Origin of the sequence: Azospira sp. APE16 (assembly GCF_047901315.1) — a bacterium.
GTDB classification, from domain to species: domain Bacteria; phylum Pseudomonadota; class Gammaproteobacteria; order Burkholderiales; family Rhodocyclaceae; genus Azospira; species Azospira oryzae.
The window spans coordinates 2,195,360-2,220,214 of the sequence record NZ_CP179682.1 but is presented as its reverse complement, the minus strand read 5'-3'; the positions used below and the strand labels follow the sequence as shown (position 1 = coordinate 2,220,214).

Genomic DNA, 24,855 nt, shown 5'->3' with positions numbered 1-24,855 from the left:
CCGCAGCCCCGGCGGCGGAACACAACAACCAAGAAGAACATGACCGATTTTCGCCAACATCCCTGCCGCCTGCCTCCGGAGCGCCTGTTCACGCCCTGTTCCGAGAGCCTGCTGGAATTCGCCACCACCGCCGAACTGGACGATCTGGCCGAGGAATTCGCCCACCCCCGGGCGGTGGAGGCCTTGAGCTTCGGTCTCGACATTCCCCGCCACGGCTACAACCTGTTCGTCCTCGGCGAGCCGGGCAGCGGCCGCCACGCCCTGGTGCATCGGGTGCTGGACACCCAGTTCCGCCATCGCGGCAACGGCGATGCTGCCTGGGACTGGTGCTATGTGCACAACTTCCAGGAACCGACCCGGCCGCGCCTGCTGAGGCTGCCCGCCGGCCGCGGCAGCAAGCTGCGGGAGGACATGCAGAACTTCGTCTCCGGCCTGGCCCCGGCCCTCACCGCCGCCTTCGAGAGCGACGACTACCGGCGCCGCCTCAATGCCCTGGAAAGCGAGGCCAAGAAACGGGAGGACACGGCCCTGCGTACTCTTGGCCGGGAGGCCATGAGCAAGGGCGTGGCCCTGCTGTCCACCGAGGAAGGCTTCACCTTCGTCCCCGCCAAGAGCGAGGACGAGACCATGAGCGAGGAGGAGTACGACGCCCTGCCCAAGGAGCGCCAGGAGGAGCTGGACGCCATCATCGAATCCTACGAGCCGCGCCTGCAGGACCTGGTCAGCCAGTTCCCCCGCTGGCAGCGGGAGCTGCAGGCCAAGGTCAAGGACATCTCCCGGGAGGCCCTGCGCCTGGCCGTGGGCCACGAGATCGAAGAACTCAAGCCCGCCTATGCCGACCTCGCGGAGGTGAGCGTCTTCCTCGACGCGGTGCTGCACGACGTGGTGGAAACCGGCGACAACCTGCGGGAATCCCAGAAGGGCGAGGGGGAGATGGAAACCCTGCTCTTCTCCGGCAGCATTTCCCTGCAGCGCTACCTGGTCAATCTGCTGGTGGACAACAGCGGCACCAGCGGCCGGCCGGTGGTGTGCGAGAGCCTGCCCACCTTCCAGAACCTGCTGGGCCGGGTGGAACACACCGCCCACATGGGCATGTGGGTTTCCAACTTCACCCTGATCCGGGCCGGCGCCCTGCACCGGGCCAACGGCGGCGCCCTGGTGCTGGATGCGGGCAAGCTGCTGACCCAGCCCTACGCCTGGGAAGGTCTCAAGCGGGCCCTGCAGGCCGAGCGCCTGCGCCTGGAATCTCCGGAGGATCTCTTCGGCCTGCAGAGCACCCAGCAGCTCGAGCCGGAGCCCATGCCCCTGGACGTGAAGGTGGTGCTGGTGGGCGATCGCAACACCTACTACCTGCTCTCGGAAATGGACCCGGAATTCGGCGCCCTGTTCAAGGTGGCGGCAGACCTGGAAAACGACGTGGTACGGGGCCCGGAGAATGCGCTGCTCTACGCCCGCCTGCTGGCCACCCTGGCCCGCCGCGACCAGTTGCGGGCTCTGACCCGGGCCGCCACGGCCTGGACCATCGAACGGGCGGCCCGCCTGGCCGAGGATTCGCGCAAGCTCACCACCCGCACCCGGGTGCTGGCCGACCTGCTGCGGGAGGCGGACTGGATGGCGGAGAAGGACGGCGCCCCCGACATCGACCGCCAGCATCTGGAGCGGGCCCTGGCGGCCCAGGTGCGGCGCGCCGACCGGGTGCGGGAGCGGCAGCAGGAGGCCATTCTCAACGGCGAATTCATGATTGCCACCGAGGGCATGGAAATCGGACAGATCAACGGCCTCGCCGCCATCGACATGGGCGAGCTGACCTTTGCCCACCCCATGCGGGTCACCGCCGCGGTGCGCATGGGCGATGGCGACGTCATGGACATCGAACGGGAAACGGAACTGGGCGGCCCCCTGCACAGCAAGGGCATGCTCATCCTCTCCGGCTTCCTCTCCAACCGCTTTGGCCGCCTGGTGCCCCTCTCGGTCAATGCCAGCCTGGTCTTCGAGCAGTCCTACGGCGAGGTGGACGGGGACAGCGCCTCCCTGGCCGAGCTGTGCGCCCTGCTGTCGGCCATCGGCATGCTGCCCCTGCACCAGTCCCTGGCCATGACCGGCTCCCTCAACCAGCTGGGCCAGGTCCAGCCCATCGGCGCCGTCAATGAAAAGATCGAAGGCTTCTTCGACATCTGCCAGGCCCGGGGCCTGACCGGCAGGCAGGGGGTGATCATTCCCGCCGCCAACGTCTCCCACCTCATGCTGCGGGCCGACGTGGTGGCGGCGGTGCGCCGCGGCGACTTCCACGTCTTCGCCGTGCGCCATGTGGATGAGGCCATGGCCCTGCTTACCGGCCTGCCGGCGGGCACTCCAGATGCCAAGGGCGAGGTGGCCCCGGACAGCGTCAGCGGCAAGGTGGCCACCCAGCTCATGGAACTGGCCCAGCAGCGCCACGGCCCGCCGGAAAAGCCCAAGGCGCCGCGCAGGAGCAAGGCCAAGGAAAGCCCGGCCAAGCCCAAGCCGGCCAAGGAACCGGTGGAAGACGTGGCCGGCCACGGGGAGCGCGGGGCAGGGGAGGCCTGAGCCCATGGGCGATCCGGGGCAGGGGATGGAGCCCCTGGCGGAAGAGGGCGCGGTCACCCCGGCGGAACTGCAGGCCGCCGCCGAGGTGGTGGAACATGCCTCGCCCCTGGTGCGGGGTCTGCTCATCGCCGCCGGCAGCCTGTGCGTCGTGCTGGGGGTGGTGGGCCTGTTCCTGCCCCTGCTGCCGACCACTCCCTTCATGCTGCTGGCCGCCGCCTGCTACGCCCGGGCGTCCCTGCGTTTCTACCGCTGGCTCACCGGCCATCGCCTGTTCGGCCCGCCCATCCTGGAATGGCGGCGGCACCGGGCCATTCCCTACCGGGCCAAGCGGGCCGGAGTGCTACTGATGGCCCTGACCTTTTCCACCTCCATCCTGCTGGTGGTGAAAAATCCCTGGGCCCAGGCCGGCCTGGCCGCGTTCGGCCTTTTCATGTGCCTGTGGCTGTGGCGCCTTCCCTCCCGGGACCGGCCGGGGGCCTGAGCGCCGTGGGCCGCCAGGGCCGGCGGATCGTGCTTTCCCTCCTGCAGGGGGCGTGGGCAGGCCCACAGGCCGGCGATGCAGGCCGGCTATAAGGACTATTTCCCGATTCAATTGGCTTGCGCCGCCGCCCCTTGCTAAGGTGGATTCACGTTTGATGCCACCACCGTGAAGGAGCCAGCCATGACCCGGATGATCGAAGAAGCCCGTTGCATCTTCACCCGGCTGTGGGCCGATGCGGTGTGGGGGAACCGGCCGGCCGCCCTCTCGTTCCGCCCCGCCAGGCCGCGCCACGCCGTGCGGCCCATGCCCCACCCCCAGCCGGCCCCCTGAGGCCGTCCCCGCGGCCCCATGGCGCCGCCAGAAGCCGCGCCAGATAAGCCTCTCCAGGTGGTGCCGTGGGGTGGCCGGCAAGGTGGCCATGCCTGGAGGCGGTGCCGCTGACAGGCACGGCCGGGGCCGGTCCCGGCCGGCTATCCCCGGTGCCACTTTTTTCATCGGCCGGCGGCTGCGCTAGACTGGCGGGAAATTCCCTTTGCATGAAGGTTCGGCCCATGGTTATGCCCCTGGTGGTGGCGCCCCATCCGGAACTGGCTCCCTGGATCTACCACATCCTGGTGATGCCCCTGGACGGCTGTCTCTCCCGTCTGCCCTCGGCCCTCAGCCCCGGCCTGCTGCTGTTCGCCCGGGGCGGTGCGGCGCAGCCCCTGGCCGACGGCAGCTGCCGGGCCGTGCCCCGTGCCAGCCTGACGGGGCCCTATCTGGGCCCCCGGGAGTCCCGGGCGGCGCCGGGCAGCGTCTTCCTTTCCGTCATGTTCCGCCCCGGCGTCATGGCCGAAGCCCTGGGGCCCGGCGTCGGCGAGCTGCGGGACCGCATCGTGCCCCTGGATGAAGTGCTGCCGCCCCTGCTGGTGCGGCAGATGCTGGAAACGGTGGATGCCAGCGACTCCCCGGCCGACTGGGTCGCGGCGGTGCAGGGCCTGCTGCGCCGCTGCCTGCGTCCGCGGCGCGACCCGGCGCGGCTGGCCGACCTGCTGGGCGCCTCCACCCACCTGTTTTCTCCCGCCGGCCAGATCGCCGCCCACCTGGGCATCGGCCTGCGCCAGCTGGAACGGCGGGTGGCCCACGGTTACGGCGCCAATCTGCGGGAGCTGCGGCGGGTGGCCCGCTTCGGCTTCTCCCTGGCCCGTCTCCAGGCCCAGCCGCCCCGGCGGGGCGAATTGACCCGCATCGCCCAGGACTTCGGCTACTACGACCAGGCCCACATGGACCGGGATTACCGGGACATGGCCGGCGCCTCCCCGGGGGAGCTGCTGCGCGCCGTCGCCGATGGGGCTCCCGGATACTGGTGGTACCGCCTGGGGCAGCGGGACTTCCGCGACCTCTTCCTGCCCGACGATGTCGACTCCGTACAAGCCGGACTCTTTTCCCCCGCCTAGACTGGCCACCGTTTCCCTTGTCTGGAGAAAACGGTGCAACACGCTCCCACCCTGTACGGCGACGGCTATCTGCTGACCCAGGTCGACACCCTGACCGAAGCGGTGCGCAGCAACAGCCTCTGGTATCTCAGTTTCGGCCTCGCCTGCTGTGCCGTGGAAATGATCCACGCCGCCGCCTCCCGCTACGACATGGACCGCTTCGGCATGATGCCCCGGGCCAGCCCGCGCCAGGCGGACCTGATGATCGTCGCCGGCACCGTCACCAACAAGATGGCCCCGGCCCTGCGCAAGCTCTACGACCAGATGGCCGAGCCCCGCTACGTCATCTCCATGGGCTCCTGCGCCAACGGCGGCGGCTTCTACCACTACTCCTACTCCGTGGTGCGGGGCTGCGACCGCATCATTCCGGTGGACATCTACATCCCCGGCTGCCCGCCCACCGCCGAGGCCCTGCTCTACGGCCTGACCCAGCTGCAGAACCTGGTGCAGCGGCGCAAGCGCCTCATCCACCGGGCCGAGGAGGCGCGGGCCGCGGAGGCAACGAAAGGCGCCTAGGGCGGCCCGGGCGGCCATGAAAAAGGCCGGCTCCGGGGAGCCGGCCTGGCAGCAGTTGCCCTGGTACTGGCGCGGCTAGATGTTGAGCACGATGCGGCCGTCGATGTGGCCGGCCTTCATGCGGCCGAAGATGTCGTTGATGTTCTCGATCTTGTCGGTGCTGTAGTGGGTCTTCACCTTGCCTTCGCCGGCAAAGGCAAGGGCTTCTTCCAGGTCCTTGCGGGTGCCGACGATGGAGCCGCGCACGGTCTTGGCGTTGAGCACCACGTCGAAAATGGGCAGGCCGAAGTCGCCGGGGGGCAGGCCCACCAGGGACATGGTGCCGCGCTTGTGCAGCATGCCCAGGGCCTGGCTGAAAGCACTGCGGGAGACGGCGGTGACCAGGATGCCGTGGGCGCCCTTGATCTGCTTCTGGATTTCCGCCACCGGGTCCACCTGGGCCGCGTTGAGGGTGACGTCGGCGCCCAGGGTCTTGGCCAGGGCCAGCTTTTCGTCCGCCACATCGACGGCGATGACGTGGAAGCCCATGGCCTTGGCGTACTGCACCGCCATGTGGCCGAGGCCGCCGATGCCGGAGATGGCGACCCAATCGCCGGGCTTGCATTCGAGCACCTTGAGGCCCTTGTACACCGTGACGCCGGCGCACAGCACCGGGGCGGCGGGGGCGAATTCCAGGGTGTCGGGCAGCTTGCCGACATAGCCCGGATCGGCCAGCACGTATTCGGCATAGCCGCCGTTCACCGTGTAGCCGGTCATCTGCTGGGAATCGCAGAGGGTTTCCCAGCCGGTGATGCAGTGTTCGCAATGGCCGCAGGCGGTGTGCAGCCAGGGGACGCCGACCCGGTCCCCTTCCTTGACGTGGGTGACGCCGGCGCCGACGGCGGCCACGTAGCCGACCCCCTCATGGCCGGGGATGAAGGGCAGGGAAGGCTTCACCGGCCAGTCGCCGTCGGCGGCGTGGAGGTCGGTGTGGCAGACCCCGGAGGCCACCACCTTGACCAGCACCTGCCCTGGCGGCACCTCGGGCACGGGCACTTCCTCGATCACCAGGGGCTTGCCGAATTCGTGGACGACGGCGGCTTTCATCATCTGGGCCATGACGCTTCTCCTCAATGGATGGACGATGTCTCCATCATAGGCCTTGGCGCCGCCGGTTTTCTGATGCGGGTCAAATCTCGATGCCGCACAGGGCCAGCACCGCCAGGAGCCCGGGGCTCAGGTGCCGGTCGGCATGGACCAGCACCTGCAGGTCTCGCTCCAGGTTGAGGAAAGGGGCTGCCACCGGGGCCAGCCAGCCGGCCTGGAAGGCATCCTCCAGCTCCAGGCGGGAAAGGCAGCCCAGGCCCAGGCCGGCCCGCACGCACTGGCGGATGGCCTCCGGCTGTTCCAGTTCCAGGGCCACCCGGGGCGTCAGGGTGGCGTTGGCCAGGGCCCGGTCGAACACCTCCCGGGTGCCCGAGCCCCGCTCCCGCAGTACCCAGCCGGCCCCGGCCAGGTCTGCCGGCGTGGCGGTGCCGCCGGCCAGGGGATGGCCCGCCGGGGCAAACACCTGGAGCCGGTCCGGGCGCCAGGAAAAGCGCCGCAGGCGGGGCTCCTGCACCGGCCCTTCGACGAAGCCCAAGTCGATGCGGAAGGCCAGCAGGTCGGCCCGCACCTGTTCCGTGTTGTGCAGGGAGAGGCGCACCCGGCCCTGGGGATGGCGCCGCTGCAGTTCCGCCACCAGGGGCGGCAGCAGGTGGTTGCCGATGGTCAGGCTGGCTCCCAGGTGCAGGTCGAAGGCGGCGGACCCGGCGGCACCGGCCTCGATCTCCCGCACCTGGTCCAGCACCTGCTGGGCCCGGGGCAGCAGCTGCCGGCCCGCCTCGTTGAGCAGCAGCTGGCGCCCCACCCGGTCGAAGAGCTGCACCGAGAGCTGCCGCTCCAGGTCCGCCAGGGCCATGCTGGCGGCGGACTGGGTCAGGGCCACCGCCTCGGCGGCCCGGGTGACGTGACCGTGGCTGGCCACGGCGGCGAAGACTTCCAGCTGGCGCAGGGTGATTTTCATCGGCTTGACTGATGTATTGAATAAGAATTATCGGTTTTACCTATTGTATGAGCGGGGGCTAATGTTCGCCAGGTTCGTTTTCGAGAAAGAAACTCATGGCAAACCTGCGGCAGTGGAGACAGTGGATTCCCGGCCTGGCCCTGGCGGCCGCCATCAGCGTGGCGGCCCTGGGACTGGCCCAGGGCGCCGGCCTGGTGCGCTACGGCGCCAGTTCCCTGACCCTGGCCATCCTCATCGGCGCCGTGCTCGGCAACGGCTGGCCGGCCCTGGCCCAGGGCGCCCGCCGCGCCGGCCTGGGCTTGGCCCAGCGCAACCTGCTGCGGGCCGGGGTGGCCCTTTACGGCTTCAACCTCTCCTGGCAGCAGATCGTCGCCGTGGGCAGCGCCGGTCTGCTGGCGGACGTGCTGCTGGTGGCTTCCACTCTGGCCCTGGGCTGTTTCATCGGCATCCGCCTGCTCGGCCTGGACCGGGAGACGGCCCTGCTTACTGCCGCCGGCAGCGCCATCTGCGGCGCCGCGGCGGTGGTGGCGACGGTGCCCGTGCTGCGCCTGGACGAAGCCCGCACGGCGGAAAAGACGGCGGTGGCGGTGGGCACGGTGGTGCTCTTCGGCACCCTGGCCATGGGCCTCTATCCCCTGCTGTATGCCTGGATCGGCCCCCAGCATCTGGACTTCGGCCGCTACGTCGGCTCCACCGTGCATGAAGTGGCCCAGGTGGTGGCCATCGGCGATGCCCTGGGGCCGGAGGTGGCCCGTGGTGCGGTGGTGGTGAAAATGATCCGGGTGCTGCTGCTGGTGCCCTTCCTGCTCCTGCTCGGCGCCTATCTGGCGCGGCGGGGCGGGGCCGAGGCGGAGGGGGCGTCCCGCCGCAGTTCGGTGGCGGTGCCCTGGTTTGCCGTGGCCTTCATCCTGCTGGCCGGGGTCAATTCCCTGCAACTGCTGCCCGAAGGGGCGGTGGCGGCCCTGCGCCAGTGCGGCATGGTGCTGCTAACGGCCGCCATGGCCGCCCTGGGCCTGGAGACCACCCTGGCCCGCATGGGCCGGGCCGGCCTACGGCCGCTGCTGCTGGGTGCCGCCCTCTTTGTCCATCTGGTGCTCGGCGGCGGCCTGCTCAACTGGCTCCTGGGCTGAGACGGCCCGGGTCAGGCGGCGGTAAACCAGCCCCGCCGCCAGGGTCAGCAGGCCGCAGGCCGCCAGGGTGGGGCGGATGCCCACCTGATGGGCGACACTGCCGACGATGAAGCTGCCCAGGGGGGCGATGCCGAGGAAGGCCATGGAGAAGATGGCCATGACCCTGCCCCGGTAGGCGTTGTCCACCCGGGTCTGGATCAGGGTGTTGCTGCCGGCGATGGTGATGATGACGCAAAAGCCGATGCTCATGATGATGGGGTAGGCCACCTGCTGGGAGGGGCTGAGAGCGAAGCAGGTGAGGGCGGCCCCCACCGCCGGGGCGGCCAGGGCCACCTTGCCTTCCAGGCCGCCCGTGTCGCGCCGGCTGGCGAGGAAGAAGCTGGCCACCAGGGAGCCAGCGCCGGCGCAGCCCATGAGCAGGCCGAAGGTGCCCGCGTCGCCGCCGAAAATCTCCTTGGCGAAGAGAGGCATCATCACCGCATAGGGCGTGGCCAGGAAACTGATGCAGGAGACCAGTAGCAGGGAGCGCCGGATCGGGCCATGCCCGCGCACATAGCGGATACCCTCCTTCAGCGCATCCAGGGCCGGGGCCGGCCGACTGGGGCCCTGGGCCGGCAGGCGGATGGCCGAGAGGGCCAGCAGCACCGCCAGGTAGGAAAGGGCATTGAGCAGGAAGCACACCGCCTCCCCCATCAGCACCACCAGATACCCCGCCAGGGCCGGGCCGACGAAGCGGGCCGCGTTCATGAGGAAGGAATTGAGGGCGATGGCGTTGGGCAGGTCCTCCTTGTCGTCCACCAACTGCACCGCGATGGCCTGCCGTGCCGGCACGTCCAGGGCATTGATGCAGCCCAGGCAGAGGGCCATGAAAATCAGCAGCCCCGGCGTGATCCACTCCATCCAGGCCAGTACCGCCAGCACCAGGGCCTGCACCATGGAAAGGCTCTGGCTCAGCAGAAGCAGGCGCCGCCGGTCCACCCGGTCGCTCCACACCCCGGCGAAGGCGGAAAAAAAGAGGATGGGAATCTGGCTGGCAAAGCCCACGCTGCCCAGCACGAGAGCCGAATTGGAAAGCCGGTAAGCCAGCCAGGCCATGGCGATCTGCTGCATCCACGTCCCCGCCAGGGAAATCAGCTGGCCGACGAAATAGAGCCGGTAATTGCGGGAATTGAGAGCGCGGAGAAAAGGCGGCATGGCGGGGCGTCAGGGGAGCGTGCCCGACATGCTAACGAAAAGGGGCGGGGGAGGTTGTGACGAATGGTAAAGCGGGGGCTAACGGCCTTAGGCAGAACTGGTAAGTTTGGATCGGCGGGGAGCTTGAAACGTAGAACTAACGTGGAGCTAACTGGACCTGCGCGGTTTTTCGCGCAGGTCCGGTTGAGCGCAGGGTTAGAGCGTGCGGCTTGAATGACCATTAGTCGAGCCATCGCGCCAAAAGACGACTAAAGAAACTGACGTTGCTCTCGCCATAACGGCCAAGACGTTCTGAGGCGAAGTAGTTGCGGACAGCGAAGAGCGAGCAAACGAGAGCGAGCGCAATAGCAAGCCACTGAAGCCAGTGAACCCGCCGAGCAAAAACGGCCTCCACAATGGGGCGAAACATATTGTTCTGCAGTGAGTCGAGTTGGTGATTGACCCACGCCGGAAGCAGCCAATAGAACACCACAAACTGAACTACACCAAAAATTACAGCACCCTTCCATGAAAGGCGATTTACGATGAATGCGGTGTCCGCCATAGCTTCCCCTGCCATGGAACGCTTTCGACGGTAACGACGGTAGCCCATAGATTCAGTAGCGCGCTCTAACGTTTGACGTGAGGGGCCGCCGTAGCGGCGAAGCCGCGAAGGGAACCCACAAGCGCAGCTTGTGGGCGGTCCCTCTCGACGGAATTGTTAGAGCGACGGGGCATCGGTTAGCGTTTTCGCAAGAGTTTCGCAGAAGTAAGTGCGAACAACATTGAGGGTTTTGCCAGCGTAATCTTGGTCGGGAGCACGGAAGAAGAACGAAACTTTGTGCTTTTGCGACTCTCCGTGATACGAGAAGGGCGTGTATTCCCAAGCAAGAACATTGCGCAGCGTGGACTCAAGCTCTGGGTCAATTTTTCGTGCCCAAGCGTAAAAATTCTCATCAAGCTCAGCGATGAATGACAAGTCGTTTGCCAAGTTATCGTCTTTGAGCGTGAACTCTACGTATCCGTGCATCAAGCCTTCGTCAAAGCTCGCCTCACAGCCAAGCGTGAGAAACGGAGAGCTGTTTTTGTTGAACTCCTTGATGAGGTGAAGAAGTTCCGGGAAGTCTTTCGCCTCTGTTATTTCAGCAATACGCCAAGGCTCTCTCGATAAATCAATGCCGCCGTTATTCGTTCTTCCATCCTCATAGTCTTTGCGATATGGAAATAACTTGAAGCTGTCGTTGAATTCTGTGGGCTGCATGAGCAAGCTCTAACGGGGAGGTAACCGGCCTTGCGCGGTTTTATGTGCAAGGTCCGTGTTGACCGAAAGGTTAGAAATCACTTTTTCACCAGCGTCTTGAATTTCACTGTCGCAAGCTCGCTGTCTATCTTTAGCGCGTCCGAATATCCTGGATACGAGGATACGGACTCGCAGAAATAGTTGTGATAGGCAGAGAGCCAGGAGAACTTGGCGAAGACGGCTGCTTGGTCAGCATAGAGCGAAAGCGCAAGCTCGATTTGCTCTTTGTGCTTGTGCAGCGAATCCGCGTGAAGTTCCTCTCCATCATCGGTTTCCAAGATGCACTCGGAGAGGTAGTTGATGAAATATCGGCCATCTGCATTGACGAGGACGTGGCGAACCTGAGGGGACGACTCGCCGTAGTAGTACCCGATGTGGTGATCTACAAATTTCATCGTGTTGTCACACAGGACAACTATCGGGTTAACCGCGACCTTGCTTTCCAACTCATAAGCATCAATCAGGGCTTCGCCATAGACACTGTTGTCATCGACGAAAAGATTGCCTACGGAGAGGCCGCCGCGGATGAAGAAGCCTTGCAATGCCATCTCAAATTGATATTCGCTAATTGACCACAGGATGAACCCGAACTCGGACTCCATGTCGTGGCTGAAACGTGGGTGTGCCAACAGCACGTTGTCTGAAAATGACTTGAAATACAGTAGAGATTCGTCGACCTCGGATTTCAGCCGGTTTATTCGCCTCTCAAAGATTGCGTGAAATTGGCGTAGAAGTTTATTCGCCGTTTTGTCCTTGTAGCTGGCACGAATGCGGGCGGAGAATCCAAGAACATCAAGGAATGCGCAATATGACAACCGATGAACAGGCTGTCCGTTCTCGAGGTAGTCATCTTTCGCGTGATGAGTGGGCATAGTGATTTCTAACGTGAAGTAGACGATAAAACTGCCATATAAGCCGGTGGAACGCCGTATAAGCCGGAAAATGCGGCAGTCCGGGACGCTTCCCAATGGAGGCTTATGCTAGACCGGCGGCAATATTCGAGGAGATAGATGGCGGGCATACACGGCGCTCGTTCAATGCCGCGTTGATTTTGCCAGTCGTTCAGCTAAATGTCATGCAACCAATCCTTGCGACTGCTTGCACATGGAAAAAGGCCCGGGGCAACGCCGCCGGGCCTTGGGGTAAAGCGCCTCACCGGCCACCCTGGCGGGCGGCGGCGGGGTTTGGTGCCTTAGTTCAGATCGAAGCGGTCGGCGTTCATCACCTTGGTCCAGGCGGCGATGAAGTCGCGCACGAACTTTTCCTGGTTGTCGTCCTGGGCGTAGACCTCGGCGTAGGCGCGCAGGACCGAGTTGGAGCCGAAGACCAGGTCGGCCCGGGTGGCGGTGAACTTGGTGGCGCCGCTGTGGCGATCGACGATGGCGTAGCTGTTGCGGCCCGTGGGTTTCCAGGTGTAGGCCATGTCGGTCAGGTTGACGAAGAAGTCGTTGCTGAGCACGCCGACCCGCTCGGTGAACACGCCGTGCTGGCTGCCGCCGTGGTTGGCGCCGAGGACGCGCAGGCCGCCGACCAACACGGTCATCTCGCTGGCGGTGAGGCGCAGCAGCTGGGCCTTGTCGAGCATCATTTCTTCCGGCGTCACCACGTAGTGGGTCTTCTGCCAGTTGCGGAAGCCGTCGGCCAGGGGTTCGAGCACCTCGAAGGATTCCACGTCGGTCATGGCCTGGGTGGCATCGCCGCGGCCCGGGGCGAAGGACACTTCGACCGGGAAGCCGGCGGCCTTGGCGGCCTGTTCCACGCCCACATTGCCGGCCAGGACGATGACGTCGGCGATGCTGGCGCCGGTCTCAGTGGCGATCTTTTCATAGACCGCCAGTACCTTGGCCAGGCGGGCCGGTTCGTTGCCTTCCCAGTCCTTCTGCGGCGCCAGGCGGATGCGGGCGCCGTTGGCGCCGCCCCGCTTGTCGGAGCCCCGGTAGGTGCGGGCGCTGTCCCAGGCGGTGGCCACCATCTCGCCGACGGAGAGGCCGGCGGCGGCGATCTTGGCCTTCACCGCGGCCACGTCGTAGTCCTTACGGCCGGCGGGGACCGGGTCCTGCCAGATGAGGTCTTCCTGGGGCACGTCCGGGCCGAAGTAGCGGGCCTTGGGGCCCATGTCCCGGTGGGTCAGCTTGAACCAGGCCCGGGCGAAGGTCTCGGAGAAATAGGCCTGGTCGTCGCGGAAGCGCTCGGCGATCTTGCGGTATTCCGGGTCGAACTTGAGAGCCATGTCGGCGTCGGTCATGATGGGCTTGCAGCGGATGCTGGGGTTCTCCACATCCACCGGCATGTCCTCTTCCTTGATGTTGATGGGCTCCCACTGGTGGGCGCCGGCGGGGGACTTCTGCAGCCACCAGTCGTAGCCGAGCAGCAGCTTGAAGTAGCCGTTGTCCCACTGGGTGGGGTTGGTGGTCCAGGCGCCTTCGATGCCGCTGGTCACGGTGTCGCGGCCGATGCCACGGCTGGTGTGGTTGTTCCAGCCCAGGCCCTGTTCATCCAGCTCCGCCGCTTCCGGGGCGGGGCCCAGGTTGGCGGCGCTGCCGTTGCCGTGGGCCTTGCCGACGGTGTGGCCGCCGGCGGTGAGGGCCACGGTTTCTTCATCGTTCATGGCCATGCGGGCAAAGGTGGTGCGCATGTCCCGGGCGGTCTTCAAGGGATCGGGCTTGCCGTCCACGCCTTCGGGATTCACATAGATGAGGCCCATCATGACGGCGGCCAGGGGGTTTTCCAGGTCCCGCTCGCCGGAGTAGCGGCTGCCTTCGGCGCCGGTGGGGGCCAGCCATTCCTTCTCGGAACCCCAGTAGATGTCCTTTTCCGGATGCCAGATGTCTTCGCGGCCGAAGGCGAAACCGAAGGTCTTGAGACCCATGGATTCATAGGCCATGTTGCCGGCCAGGATCATCAGGTCGGCCCAGCTGATCTTGTTGCCGTATTTTTTCTTGATCGGCCAGAGCAGGCGGCGGGCCTTGTCCAGGTTGGCGTTGTCGGGCCAGGAATTGAGGGGGGCGAAGCGCTGGTTGCCGGTGCCGGCGCCGCCCCGGCCGTCGGCGATGCGGTAGGTGCCGGCGGAGTGCCAGGCCATGCGGATCATGAGGCCGCCGTAGTGGCCCCAGTCGGCCGGCCACCAGGGCTGGCTGTCAGTCATGAGGGCCTTGAGGTCGTTCTTCAGGGCGGCCACGTCCAGCTTCTTCAATTCATCACGGTAGTTGAAGCCGGCACCCATGGGATTGGTCTTGGCATCGTGCTGGTGCAGGATGTCCAGGTTCAAGGCCTTGGGCCACCATTGCATGGTCTGGCTGCCGGCGGTGGTCTGGGCACCGTGCATGACCGGGCATTGGCCGGCGGGCTTGGTTTGATTCGTGTCGTTTGCCATTTTTTCCTCCTTGGGTGAACCGTTGATGATCGGATATGAGGCAGTCTAGTGAATCGGCTGTAATTATTAAAATTGATTAATTGAATATTAGAAATAGCCAATGGCTATGGTGAAGGATGGCGGAAAAAACGACTGCCCGGGCCGACCTGTCCGGGCAGTATAGTCCGCCGCCCAAAAAGAAAACGGCCGCATCGCTGCGGCCGTTTTGGCGTCTGCAACCGGCGGCATCAGGGCCGCCACGGGATTGCCGGGAACCGGACTTACACCTTGACGAACAGGGTCACCAGGGGCTCGTCGCCCACCTGGCAGCTCCAGTGGCCGTGCACCTTGGGATCGAAGGTGGCGCCGGCGGGCAGGGTGTCGGCGGAGTAGAAGTGCTGGCCGGCCTTGAAGTTGCGGCTGCTGCCGTCCTGCAGGCCGATCTTCATTTCGCCGCCGAGGACGAACAGCCACTGTTCTTCGGTGGTGCAGTGGAACTGGCTGCGGAAACCCACCGGGCTCTGGCGGAACTGGCAGGCCTTGGCCGGGGTGAGGGCGGAGAGCATGGCCTGGGGCGTGCCTTCGCTGAGGGGCACTTCTTCCTCGCGGAAGCGGGCGTAGCCGTCGTGATCGGTATACAGGGTGACTTTGGTGAAGGTGCTCATGGCTGGCTCCGGCGGAGTGGAGGGTATGGAAAGTGGTTGGGGAAGTGGTGGGAGAGTGGTGGTAGAAGCGGGCGCCGTCCGGCGCGGCGGCACCGTTCAGCGCTTGGGTCCGTGGAAATAGGGCAGCAGGGCCTTGGCCGCCTCGATGCGCTGCTCGGTGCTGGCGCCGGCGTCGTTCATCACCGCCAGGAGAAAGTCCCGGGGATCGCTGAACTGGCTGCCCAGGCTGGGAGCGGCCAGGGACGCGGCTGTCGCGGCAGGTGCCGTGGAGAATGGCTTGGCTGTTGGCTGTACGGGCGGTTCGGCCAGCGGCTCGTTAGCCACGGCCGCGGCGGACTCCGCCTGCAGTTGCGCCAGGGCCCGCTGGAAATCCGTGGTGCCGATGCTTTTCAGGGCGGCCAGCATGTCCGCCTGCTTGTCGGCGTTGGGGGCCATGGGCAGCCAGGTCTCGTCGGCGAACATGGCGCCCATGGTGGGGTCGATGAAGGCGCTCCAGCCCTCGTTGGCCAGCCGGGCCGGGGGCAGTCGGGGGCAGTCGTTGCCCTCGCCACCGTCGACCGGGTAGCAGCGCCGGGCGGCGGCGGGCACGTCGGCCAGATACTTGTGCACCAGGGCCTGGAGGAAGGCTTGCAGCGCGGCGACGGGCTGGGGCTCGGCCAGGGACAGCCACAGCTGGTAGCCCGCCGGACCGCCGACGGCCACGGCCGGGGCCGGCAGTTCCAGTTCCTCGGTGAGGGCCTGGCAGAGGGCGGCGGCCTGGGGCCAGTGGGCGCTGCGGGCAAATTCGATGACCAGGGCCCGGGCATGGCCTTCCGGGCTGGTCAGGTGCAGGGCAATGGCGGCCTCGCCGGCCGGGCCCCGTTCCAGGTCGGCGGCGGCGAGGCGGCGGGCCGGGGCGGTGACGGCCGCGCCCGGAGGCAGGACGTGGCCGCTCTGTTGGGGCAGGCAGTAGAGGCGTTGCAGTTGGTCGATCAGTCGCATGGCGGATATCGGTTGGAAGGCGGTTGGTGTGGGGGGCCTGGGCAGGGGGAGGATTGTCAGTCCTCCTGCCGGCGCGGGTCCAGCACCGCGGCCAGCCGGTCGGCGGCCAGGGTGATGGCGGTGACCGCCAGGGTCAGCAGCAGGCCCGGATAGAGGCTGATCCAGTACTGGCCCGAGAGCAGGTAGGCAAAGCCGTTGGCGATGAGGCGGCCGAGGGAGGGCTCGGTGGCCGGGGCGCCGAGGCCGAGGAAGGAAAGGGTGGCTTCCAGGGAAATGGCGGCGGCCAGCTGCAGGGGCAGGATCACCAGCAGGGGCGGCAGGCAGTTGGGCAGCAGGTGGCGCCACAGCAGGCGGGCGTGGGAGAGGCCCTGCAGGCGGGCGGCGGCCATGTAGTCCTTGCCCGATTCCACCAGGGCGGCGGCCCGGGCGCTGCGGGCGAAGTAGGCCCACTGGGAGGCGGCCAGGGCCAGGGCCACCTTGAAGAGGCCCGGGCCGGAGAGAGCCAGCAGGGCCAGGGCGATGAGCAGGGCGGGGAAGGACAGCTGCAGGTCGGCCAGGGCCAGCACCAGCCGCTCCCAGCGGCCGCCGAAGTAGCCGGCGGTCAGGCCCAGGGCGGCCCCCAGGAGGCAGGCCAGGCCGGCGCCGGCGCCCGCCACCAGCAGGCTCAGGCGCAGGCCGTAGACCATGGCCGAGAGCAGGTCCCGGCCCTGTTCGTCGCTGCCCAGGAGATAGGTGCCGCCGGCTGCGGCGGCGCTGCCCGGGGGCAGGCGGGTGTCCAGGATGTCCAGGGCCGCCGGGTCGTAGGGGTTCTGGGGCGCCAGGAAGGGGCCGGCGAAGGCCGCCAGCAGGGTCAGGGCGAGCAGCAGCAGGGCCAGCTTGCCGGCGGGGTTGGCGGCGAAGCGGGCGAGGAAGGATGACGAGAAACGGCCCATGCAGGGGGCCGCAACGCCGCCGCCAGCGGAAGTGGAAACGGGAGAGGAATCGGGAGAGGAATCGGGACGGGACTCGCTCATTGCCGCCCCTCCCGCACCCGGGGGTCGAGCCAGCCGTAGAGCAGTTCCACCAGCAGGTTGAGGACCACGAAAAGGGCGGCAGCGAAGAGCAGGTAGGCCACCACCACGGGGCGGTCCAGGGCGTTGATGGCGTCCATCAACAGCTTGCCCATGCCGGGCCAGCCGAACACCGTCTCGGTGACCACGGCGAAGGCGATCAGGGCCCCCAGTTCCATGCCCAGCACGGTGACCACGGGAATGAGGGTGTTGGGCAGCACATGGCCCGTCACCACCCGGCTTTCCGTCAGGCCCTTGGCCCGGGCGAAGCGCACGTAGTCCTGGGCCAGGGCTTCCCTGCTGCCGGCCCGCACCAGGCGCACCACCAGGGCGGCCTTGTAGAGGGCCAGGTTGAGGGCCGGCAGCAGCAGGTGCCGCCAGCCGTCCAGGGTGAAAACCGACAGGGACAGGCCCAGCACTTCCCGGGTCTCGCCCCGGCCCCCCGGCGGCAGCCATTGCAGTTGCACGGCGAAGACCAGGATCAGCATCAGCCCGACCCAGAAGGCGGGCAGGGCGAAGCCCAGGGTGGAGGCGGCACCGATGAGGCGGCCGGCGAGGGAGGTCGGCCGGAGGCCGGCCCACAGGCCCAGGGGTATGCCGAGCAGCAGGGCCAGGAAGAGGGCGCTCGCGGCCAGTTCCAGGGTGGCCGGCAGGCGTTCCAGAATCAGGGAGAGGGCCGGCACGCCGTGGATGAAGGAGGTGCCCAGGTCGCCCCGGGCGGCGTTGCCGAGGAAGGTCAGGTACTGGCGCCAGAGGGGCTGGTCCAGGCCCAGGGCGGCGATGGTGCGGGCCGTGTCCGCCGGGTCGGCCTGGGGATCCACCAGCAGTTCCACCGGGTTGCCCACCACGTAGAGGGCGGCGAAGACCAGGGCGGAGACCGCCAGCAGGACCCAGGCCCCGTGCAGCAGACGGCGGAGGATGAAGGTCACGGTGCGGGTCTCGTCCGGGGTTGGGGCAGCTCGGCGTGCCTGCCGGCCTAGCGGGGCCGCACCTGGGCGGCGAAGGTGAATTCGTCGATGCGGGCCGGGTAGGTGAGGCCCGCGCGCAGGGCCCAGGTGGCCACCTGATGGTGCAGGGGGATCACCGGCAATTGTTGCATGGCCTGATCCATGGCCGTCTCGGCGGCGCGGCTGCGGCGGGCCGGGTCGGTGCTGGACAGGGCGCTGCGGATGTCCGCATCCACCCTGGCGTCGCTGAAGCGGCCCCAGTTCCAGGCGCCCCAGCCGCTCTTCTCGTCGGGTGTGCCGAGCAGGGTGCGCAGGGCGAAGTCGCCGGAGAGGGAGCCCCAGCCGAGCAGGGCGGCGCTGAAATCGGCATGGCGCAGGCGGCCGAAATAGGCGGCCAGGGGCAGGGTTTCCACCTTGGTCTTGACCCCGATGCGGCCGAAGAACTGGGCCAGGGTCTGCAGGATCTGCTCGTCGTTGAGGTAGCGGTTGTTGGGGCCGTGCAGGGTCAGGGCGAAGCCCTGGGGGTAGCCCGCTTCGGCCAGCAGACGCTTGGCCCCTTCGGGATCGTAGGGCTCCGCCGCCGGCTGCTGGCCGTGGCCGGGAATGCCCGGCGCCACCAGGCGGCTGGCGGGCACGCCGAGGCCGTCCAGGGTGCGGGCGGCGAGGGCCTCCCGGTTGATGGCCCGGGAGAGGGCCTGGCGCACCTTGAGGTCTTTCAGGGGATTCTTTGCCAGGGGCTTGCCGGCCAGGTCGGTGACGAAGGGCGAGGCGTCGCGGAAGAGGTCCAGTTGCAGGAACAGGGTGCGCCAGGAGACGCGCTGCTCCAGCCGGAAACGGGCGTCCTTCTTCAGCCTGGCCACGTCGGCGCCGGGCACGCCTTCGATCATGTCCACCTGGCCCGCCAGCAGGGCGGCGAGGCGGGCGGCATCCGCCGGCAGGATGCGCAGGGTGAGCGTGTCCCACGCGGGTTTCTCACCCCAGTAGCCGTCGAAACGGGCCAGCTCCACCGCCTCGCCGCGGCGGAACTTCACCAGGCGGAAGGGGCCGGTGCCCACCAGGGCCTTGCCGCTGTTGAAGTCTTCCGTCGTTGCCTTGGCCGCGGCTTTCTTCGAGACGATGAAAATGGAGGCCAGGTCCAGGGGCAGCGGGCCGTAGGGCTGGGCCGTGGTCAGGCGCAGGGTGTGGGCATCCACCACCTTCTTGCCGCTGATGGCCCTGGTGAAGCCGGTGAAGGGGCCCGGGCTCTGGGTGAGACTGGCGGGGCGGTCCAGGGAGAAGACCACGTCCTCCGCCGTGAGGGGGCTGCCGTCGTGGAATTTCACGCCGGGGCGCAGCTTGAATTCCCAGGTGGTGGGATTGATGGCCTGCCAGGACTGGGCCAGGCCGGGCACCAGCTGGCCGTCCTTGTCCACCGCCACCAGGGTCTCGAAGAAGTGGCTGGCCACGGCGATGTTGGGGGCGGCGTTGAGATAGTGGGGGTCCAGGGAGGAAACGTCGGCGGCCAGGCCCACGCTGAGTCCGGCCGCCCGCAGGGCCGGGCTGGCGAGGAGCAGCAGGGGAAGCAGGAGGAACAGCAGCAGACGACGGGCCATGGGGTTTCTTCGGGGCGTAGGAATGAAGCGCGTTGGATGAGGCCGACAACGGAATGATGGGGCCATGGAGGCGCCAGTCTACCGAGGCCGGCGGCCGGGGGAAAGGACGGCGGCCATCGCGGAGCGGCGTTGCTGCGGCATCAGCCGGCGGTGGTAAGTGGTGGAAGGCATCAGTCGCCGGGCGCTGCCGGGAGCAGGTGCAAGGTGTGGCGGATGAAAGAGACAGGCCGGCTGGCGGGGAAGGCGGCAGAAAAGCGGGAGAGAAAGATAAGCGAGAAAGATAAGCGAGAAAGGCGGCGCCAGTCCCGGGGTGTCCTGCCATCAGGTCATCGGCCTGGGAGCAAGGAAGGACGGACATTCCGGCCTGTCGTGGCTGGAGAATGGCGTCCTTTCTGCCTCCCGGGCCATGCCATGACAGCGTTCCTCTTCCGCCCGGGGCCGGCTGCCGGCAGGGGCGCCGGCAGGCCGGGTGTCAGCGGCGGCTCAGCAGCAGGCCGCACTCCAGGTGGTCGGTGTAGGGGAACTGGTCGAAGGCGGCGGCCGCGGCGATGCGGTGGGTGTCGTGCAGGGCTGCCACGTTGGCCTTGAGGGTCTCCGGGTTGCAGGAGATGTAGAGGATGTGGTCGAAGCCCCGCACCAGTGCCAGGGTGCCGTCGTCCAGGCCGGCCCGGGGCGGGTCCACGAAGACGGTGGAGAAGCGGTAGCCCTTCAGGTCGATGCCGGCCAGGCGGGTGAATTCCTTGGTGCCGCTGTAGGCTTCGCTGAATTCCTCGGCGGAAATGCGCACCACCTTGACGTTGTCCACCCGGTTGGCTTCCAGGTTGTACTGGGCGGCATGGACCGAGGTTTTGCTCATTTCCGTGGCCAGCACCCGCTCGTAGTGGGGCGCCAGGGCGATGGTGAAATTGCCGTTGCCGCAATACAGCTCCAGCAGGTCGCCGCCCAGGGTGTCGGCCCGGGCGCAGGCCCAGGCCAGCATCTGCCGGTTCACCTCGCCGTTGGGCTGGGAGAAGGCGCCCTCGATCTGCTGGTAGCGCAGCTGGCGGCCTTCCAGCTCGAAGCTTTCCTCGACCCAGTCCCGGCCCAGGACCAGCTTCTGCCCGCGGCTGCGGCCGATGAGCTGGATGTTGAGCCGCTGCGCCAGGTCCCGGGCGGCCGCTTCCCACAGGGGGCGCAGGGGCCGCTTGTACACCAGGGTCACCAGCAGTTCGCCGCTCAGGGTGGAGAGGAAGTCCACGCGGAACAGGTAGTCCTTGAGCAGTTCGCTGGCCTGCAGTTCGTCCCGCAGCCGCGGCATCATTTCGCAGATGGTGGCGGAGGCCACGGGGAAGGTTTCCAGGGGCACCGCTTCCCGGGGATTGTCCGGGTTGAACATGGCGTAGGCCACCTGGCCCTCGCGGCGGACGATCTGGAACTCGGCCCGCAGCCGGTAGTGCAGGGGGGCGGAGCGGGCGATGTGGGGCTCGGGCAGATCGAAGGGGGCGAAGTCGGCCCGGTAGCGGGCGATCTTTTCGGCCAGCAGGGCGTCGTAGGCGGCAGGGTTGATTTTGCGTAGCGGCATGGTCTTGGCAGGGCGGCAGTCACGGTGCGCCGGCGGCATGACAGGGGGCGTGACCGGGTGGGTGTTCGGGTCGGGCGGGCCGGCGCAGCCGCAATATACACAACTCGCCGGGGCCTTTCAGGATTTTGTGCCGGGGCGGCGGAGGCGGCCCCGGGGCTGCCCTAGAGCTTGAGCCGGTGGCTTGCCGCCAGGGCCTGCAGCCGGGCCTGGGCCTGGGTGAAGTCGAAGTCGCGCACGGCCCGGGCCAGGGGCGGGAAGTCCTCGCCCAGGGCGCCGTGGAGCAGGGCCTCGTGTTCGTCCAGGAGCTTTTCGCAGGCGAAATCGTCGTTTGCCAGCTGCTGGGCCAGGCGGGCGCAGACTTCCTCCACCTGCATCCAGTTCACCGTGGCCTTGGCCGCCGGCACTTCCTGGGTGGCCAGGACGGCGGCGATGGCGTCCACCAGCGGGGGCAGGCTGTCGGCGATCTTGCCTAGCAGGTCCTGCAGCAGGTCCGGGGGGTCCCGCTGGCGGATGGCGTGCTCCAGCCCTTCGGCCAGGTCGCGCAGGGGCATGGCGCCGATCTGGGCGCTGACGCCCTTGAGGGTGTGGGCCTCCCGTTCGGCCCCGACCCAGTCCCCGGCATCGATGGCCCGGGCCAGCCGTTGCGGGGCGTCGCGCTGGCCGCTGACGAACTTGTCCATGAGGCGCAGGTAGAGGCCTTCCCGGTCCAGGGCCTGGTGCAGGCCCAGGGTCGCATCCAGCCCGGGGATGCCGGCGAAGGGCTGGCGGTCGGCCTTGGCTGGGGCCGCGACCGGCGGCGTCGGCGTGACGGTGCCGGGCAGCGGCGCGGCGGCCTGCGGGGCCACGAGGGGCGCGCCGGGGGCCAGCCACTTGAGCAGCTTGCCCAGCAGGTCCCTCGGGTCCACCGGCTTGGCGATGTGGTCGTTCATGCCCGCCGCCAGGCAGCGTTCCCGGTCCTGCTCCATGGCGTTGGCGGTCATGGCCAGGATGGGCAGGACGGCGGCGGGGAACTGTCGGCGGATTTCCCGGGTGGCGGCGATGCCGTCCATGACCGGCATTTGCATGTCCATCAGGATCACGTCGTAACGCTGCTGACGCACCTTTTCCAGGGCGCTGGCGCCGTCGTCCGCCACATCCACCACCATGTTGGCGCCGGCCAGGAATTCGCTGGCCACTTCCTGGTTCAGCTGGTTGTCCTCCACCAGCAGCACCCGCAGGCCGGCCAGGGGCGCCAGGTCGGGCAGGGCCTCCGGGTCGGCCGCGCTGTGGGGGCCGTCCTCATGGTCGAGGATGCGCATCACGGTGTTGAACAGCTGGGAAGGACTGACCGGCTTGATGAGGATTTCCTCGATGCCCTGGAGGCCGCTCTCGCCGGCGCTGCGGGCCAGCTCATCGCGGCCGTAGGCGGTGATCATCAGCACCAGGGGCGGCTGGGGCAGTTCCAGGCGGCGGATTTCCCGGGCCGTGGCGAGGCCGTCCATTTCCGGCATCTGCCAGTCGAGGAAGACGATGTCGTAAGGCTCCCCGGCGGCGCTGGCCCGCTGCAGTTCGGCCAGGCAGCGGTTGCCCGAATCGGTGTCCCTGACCTGGAAGCTCATGCTGCGCAGCATGTCGCAGACCACGTCCCGGGCATGGTCGTGGTCGTCCACCACCAGCAGGCGGCGGGTCCGCAGGTCGGGCCGGGGCTGGGCCCGGTGGCGGGCGGTGCTGCTCCGGCCCAGGCGGGCGGTGAACCAGAAGGTGGAGCCCCGGCCCGGCTCGCTCTCGGCCCCCACCTGGCCGCCCATCAGTTCGGCCAGGCGCTTGGCGATGACCAGGCCGAGGCCGGTGCCGCCGTACTTACGGGTGGTGGAACTGTCGGCCTGCTGGAAACTGTTGAAGAGGGTGGGCAGTTCCCCGGCTTTGATGCCGATGCCCGTGTCGTGCACGGCAAAGCGCAGCAGCACCTCCTGGCCCTGGTCTTCCTCCAGGCCGACGTGGATGGCCACCTCGCCCCGTTCGGTGAATTTCACCGCGTTGCTGGCGTAGTTGATCAGCACCTGGCCGATGCGCAGGGGGTCGCCCACCAGGTGGCGCGGCACCTCGTCGGCCATTTCGATGACGAACTCCAGTCCCTTGCTGGTGGCCCGCTCCGACATCAGGCTGGAGACGTCCTCCAGCACCTTCTCCAGGTCGAAGTCGATCTGCTCGATGTGCAGCTTGCCGGCCTCGCTTTTCGAGAAGTCCAGGATGTCGTTGATGATGCCCAGCAGGTGCTGGCTGGAATGCTGGATCTTGCGCAGGTATTCGCGCTGGCGTTCGTCCAGGTCGGTCTTCAGGGCCAGGTGTGTCATGCCGATGACGGCATTCATGGGGGTGCGGATTTCGTGGCTCATGTTGGCCAGGAAGTCGGCCTTGGCCTGGGCCGCCGCTTCGGCCAGGGCTTTGGCCTGGGCCATCTCCGCCAGGATGCGGCGCTCCTCGCCGATGTCTTCCACGGTGCCGGCCATGCCCTTTTCCGGGGCGTTGCGGTCGATCACCTGGGCCATGATGCGGCCCCAGAAGCGGCTGCCGTCCTTGCGTACCAGCTCCAGTTCCTCGCGGAAGTAGCCGTGGCGGGCCAGGCCCTCCCGCACCCGCTCGCCCACGGCGAGGAAGGTGGCCTCGTCCGGGTACCAGATGCGGGTGCTCTGCTCCAGGATTTCCCCCGGCTCGTAGCCGAGAATTTCCTCGATGGTGCGGTTGCAGCGGCGGATGATGCGGTCCCGGGTGAGGATGATGCCGATGCGGGCGGCGTCGAACACCGCCTGCTGCTCCTGGTTGGCGTCCCGCAGGGATTTGGCCAGCCCCACCAGCTCGGCGGTGCGCTCCTCCACCAGCACCTCCAGGTGGTCCCGCTCCTGCCGGATGGTCTCGTTCTGGGCGGCGATGTGCTGCTGCAGCAGGTTGAAGTTCTGCAGCAGCATGCGGATCTCGCCGCTGCCCTGGACCTCCACCGGCTCCAGGGGAATGTGGCCGGCCCCGGTTTCGCCGATCTGGCGGGCGGCCCGTTCCAGGGGCGCCAGGGAGCGGCGCACTCCCAGCCACACCAGCAGGGCCACCAGCAGGGTGATGAGGGCGGCGCCGCTGTAGATGCGCGTGGTGGCCCGCTCCAGGGGAGCGAAGGCTTCCCGGGTCGGCAGGTAGGACACCACCATCCAGTTGGCGGTAGGCACCATGGTGGCGGCGCTGATGATTTCCAGGCCCTTGGAATCCACGGTCTGGCCCGGGCCGGTGTAGCCCTTGAGGCGCCGGTCCAGCAGGGGGTTGATGCCGGGAGCCGGCAGCTTTTCCAGGACCCGGGTGGGGTCGGTGCTGGCGGCGAAGATGCCCTGGTCCAGGGCGTAGACGTGGAAGCCGCCGCTCTGGCCGTTACGAACTTCGTCGGTGAGGTGCAGGGGGCTGCCCGGGGCGATCACGTCGGCACCGCAGAGGGCGCCGAGGAAGGTGCCGTCGGCGGCGATGACGGGTACCGCCACCAGCAGCACCGGCTTCTTGGCGAAGCGGCCGAACCAGACCCGGATGGCCGGCTTGCGGGTGTCCCGGATGCTGATGAAATAGCTGCTGTCGTTGTAGGGCGTGCCGACGTGGCCCCGTTGCGGATACTCGGCGGTGCGGATGCCGTTGGCGGCGATGAAGTAGATGTCCCGGGAAAAGATGCGGCTGGCCACCGTCTGCTCATTGAGGAAGGTCTGGATCTGCCGGGGCGAGTTGAGGGACTGGGCAACCAGGTGGCGGGCCAGGCCGTCGATGACGTCCAGGCGCAGCCGCAGTTCCGCTTCCAGGGTCCGGGCGAGGAAGTCGGCGCCGGTCTTCTGCTCCTGGCCGATGAGGACCACCGAATCCCGGCGCAGGGCGTCGGCCACGTAGTAGGCGAGGGAACCCATGCCCAGGGCGAAAATGAGGGCGCAGAAGAGGGCTGCCTTGATCTTCAGGGGCAGGCTTTCGATTTTTCGGCGCATCCGCGTTGCTAAATTGCCCATCCGCACTCCCGCTCAGGCTCGAT

20 protein-coding genes are annotated in these 24,855 nt (G+C 67.6%); 6 read left to right on the top strand and 14 right to left on the bottom strand.

The genetic code is table 11. From position 1 onward, the window contains the following. Nucleotides 1-39 precede the first annotated feature (39 nt). From ACLSSQ_RS10650 to ACLSSQ_RS10630, 5 genes are all read left to right on the top strand, one after another. The gene (locus tag ACLSSQ_RS10650) at nt 40-2,565 is read left to right on the top strand and encodes a Lon protease family protein (protein ID WP_416242658.1); all 2,526 of its coding nucleotides are present in this window, start codon (nt 40-42) and stop codon (nt 2,563-2,565) included. 4 nt (nt 2,566-2,569) lie between these two features. Then, nucleotides 2,570-3,046, top strand: a complete 477-nt coding sequence (locus ACLSSQ_RS10645; protein WP_416242657.1) for a YbaN family protein — start codon at nt 2,570-2,572, stop codon at nt 3,044-3,046. 180 nt (nt 3,047-3,226) lie between these two features. Next, nucleotides 3,227-3,376 (top strand): hypothetical protein, encoded by a 150-nt coding sequence (locus tag ACLSSQ_RS10640; protein ID WP_172974696.1) that lies wholly within the window; start codon nt 3,227-3,229, stop codon nt 3,374-3,376. Between the two features lie 221 nt (nt 3,377-3,597). Further along, complete coding sequence (locus tag ACLSSQ_RS10635; protein WP_287874179.1) at nt 3,598-4,482, top strand: helix-turn-helix domain-containing protein; 885 nt, start codon at nt 3,598-3,600, stop codon at nt 4,480-4,482. A gap of 51 nt (nt 4,483-4,533) precedes the next feature. Beyond that, nucleotides 4,534-5,037 carry a NuoB/complex I 20 kDa subunit family protein gene (locus ACLSSQ_RS10630; RefSeq protein ID WP_235832431.1) on the top strand — a complete coding sequence of 168 codons (504 nt, stop codon included), beginning with the start codon at nt 4,534-4,536 and terminating at the stop codon, nt 5,035-5,037. A gap of 75 nt (nt 5,038-5,112) precedes the next feature. On the opposite strand, the gene adhP is transcribed toward ACLSSQ_RS10630, so the two are convergent. Continuing rightward, on the bottom strand, nt 5,113-6,135 hold the full coding sequence (adhP, locus tag ACLSSQ_RS10625; RefSeq protein WP_287874180.1) for an alcohol dehydrogenase AdhP: 1,023 nt from the start codon (nt 6,133-6,135) through the stop codon (nt 5,113-5,115). Between the two features lie 70 nt (nt 6,136-6,205). Next, nucleotides 6,206-7,081 carry a LysR substrate-binding domain-containing protein gene (locus ACLSSQ_RS10620; protein ID WP_014237286.1) on the bottom strand — a complete coding sequence of 292 codons (876 nt, stop codon included), beginning with the start codon at nt 7,079-7,081 and terminating at the stop codon, nt 6,206-6,208. A 95-nt stretch (nt 7,082-7,176) separates the two neighbouring features. Between ACLSSQ_RS10620 and ACLSSQ_RS10615 the strand changes: the two genes are divergently transcribed. Beyond that, the gene (locus ACLSSQ_RS10615; RefSeq protein WP_416242656.1) at nt 7,177-8,211 is read left to right on the top strand and encodes a YeiH family protein; all 1,035 of its coding nucleotides are present in this window, start codon (nt 7,177-7,179) and stop codon (nt 8,209-8,211) included. Here the strand turns inward: ACLSSQ_RS10615 and ACLSSQ_RS10610 are convergent. The 12 genes from ACLSSQ_RS10610 to ACLSSQ_RS10555 all read right to left on the bottom strand — a co-directional run bounded on the left by ACLSSQ_RS10610 (nt 8,131) and on the right by ACLSSQ_RS10555 (nt 24,811). Beyond that, nucleotides 8,131-9,405: an MFS transporter gene (locus tag ACLSSQ_RS10610; RefSeq protein ID WP_416242655.1), complete on the bottom strand. Its 1,275-nt coding sequence runs from the start codon at nt 9,403-9,405 to the stop codon at nt 8,131-8,133. The genes ACLSSQ_RS10615 and ACLSSQ_RS10610 overlap by 81 nt on opposite strands. A gap of 220 nt (nt 9,406-9,625) precedes the next feature. Further along, nucleotides 9,626-9,949, bottom strand: coding sequence for a hypothetical protein (locus tag ACLSSQ_RS10605; RefSeq protein ID WP_416242654.1), 324 nt, complete (start codon nt 9,947-9,949; stop codon nt 9,626-9,628). Between the two features lie 156 nt (nt 9,950-10,105). Beyond that, nucleotides 10,106-10,645 carry a hypothetical protein gene (locus tag ACLSSQ_RS10600; protein WP_416242653.1) on the bottom strand — a complete coding sequence of 180 codons (540 nt, stop codon included), beginning with the start codon at nt 10,643-10,645 and terminating at the stop codon, nt 10,106-10,108. Between the two features lie 77 nt (nt 10,646-10,722). Next, on the bottom strand, nt 10,723-11,556 hold the full coding sequence (locus tag ACLSSQ_RS10595) for a hypothetical protein (protein ID WP_416242652.1): 834 nt from the start codon (nt 11,554-11,556) through the stop codon (nt 10,723-10,725). A 320-nt stretch (nt 11,557-11,876) separates the two neighbouring features. Next, the gene (katG, locus tag ACLSSQ_RS10590; protein ID WP_416242651.1) at nt 11,877-14,057 is read right to left on the bottom strand and encodes a catalase/peroxidase HPI; all 2,181 of its coding nucleotides are present in this window, start codon (nt 14,055-14,057) and stop codon (nt 11,877-11,879) included. Between the two features lie 260 nt (nt 14,058-14,317). Next, a complete protein-coding gene (locus ACLSSQ_RS10585; protein WP_014237291.1) occupies nt 14,318-14,701 on the bottom strand; it encodes a hypothetical protein in 384 nt (127 codons plus the stop codon). A gap of 96 nt (nt 14,702-14,797) precedes the next feature. Then, on the bottom strand, nt 14,798-15,682 hold the full coding sequence (locus ACLSSQ_RS10580) for a hypothetical protein (RefSeq protein ID WP_416242650.1): 885 nt from the start codon (nt 15,680-15,682) through the stop codon (nt 14,798-14,800). A 56-nt stretch (nt 15,683-15,738) separates the two neighbouring features. Then, complete coding sequence (locus tag ACLSSQ_RS10575) at nt 15,739-16,695, bottom strand: ABC transporter permease (protein WP_416242649.1); 957 nt, start codon at nt 16,693-16,695, stop codon at nt 15,739-15,741. Next, the gene (locus ACLSSQ_RS10570; RefSeq protein WP_014237294.1) at nt 16,692-17,660 is read right to left on the bottom strand and encodes an ABC transporter permease; all 969 of its coding nucleotides are present in this window, start codon (nt 17,658-17,660) and stop codon (nt 16,692-16,694) included. Before ACLSSQ_RS10570 ends, ACLSSQ_RS10575 begins: the two co-directional genes overlap by 4 nt. Before the next feature lie 47 nt (nt 17,661-17,707). Continuing rightward, nucleotides 17,708-19,270, bottom strand: a complete 1,563-nt coding sequence (locus ACLSSQ_RS10565) for an ABC transporter substrate-binding protein (protein ID WP_416242648.1) — start codon at nt 19,268-19,270, stop codon at nt 17,708-17,710. 472 nt (nt 19,271-19,742) lie between these two features. Next, complete coding sequence (trmA, locus tag ACLSSQ_RS10560; protein ID WP_416242647.1) at nt 19,743-20,831, bottom strand: tRNA (uridine(54)-C5)-methyltransferase TrmA; 1,089 nt, start codon at nt 20,829-20,831, stop codon at nt 19,743-19,745. Nucleotides 20,832-20,992: 161 nt separating this feature from the next. Then, nucleotides 20,993-24,811 (bottom strand): response regulator, encoded by a 3,819-nt coding sequence (locus ACLSSQ_RS10555; RefSeq protein WP_416242646.1) that lies wholly within the window; start codon nt 24,809-24,811, stop codon nt 20,993-20,995. Between the last annotated feature and the right edge of the window lie 44 nt (nt 24,812-24,855).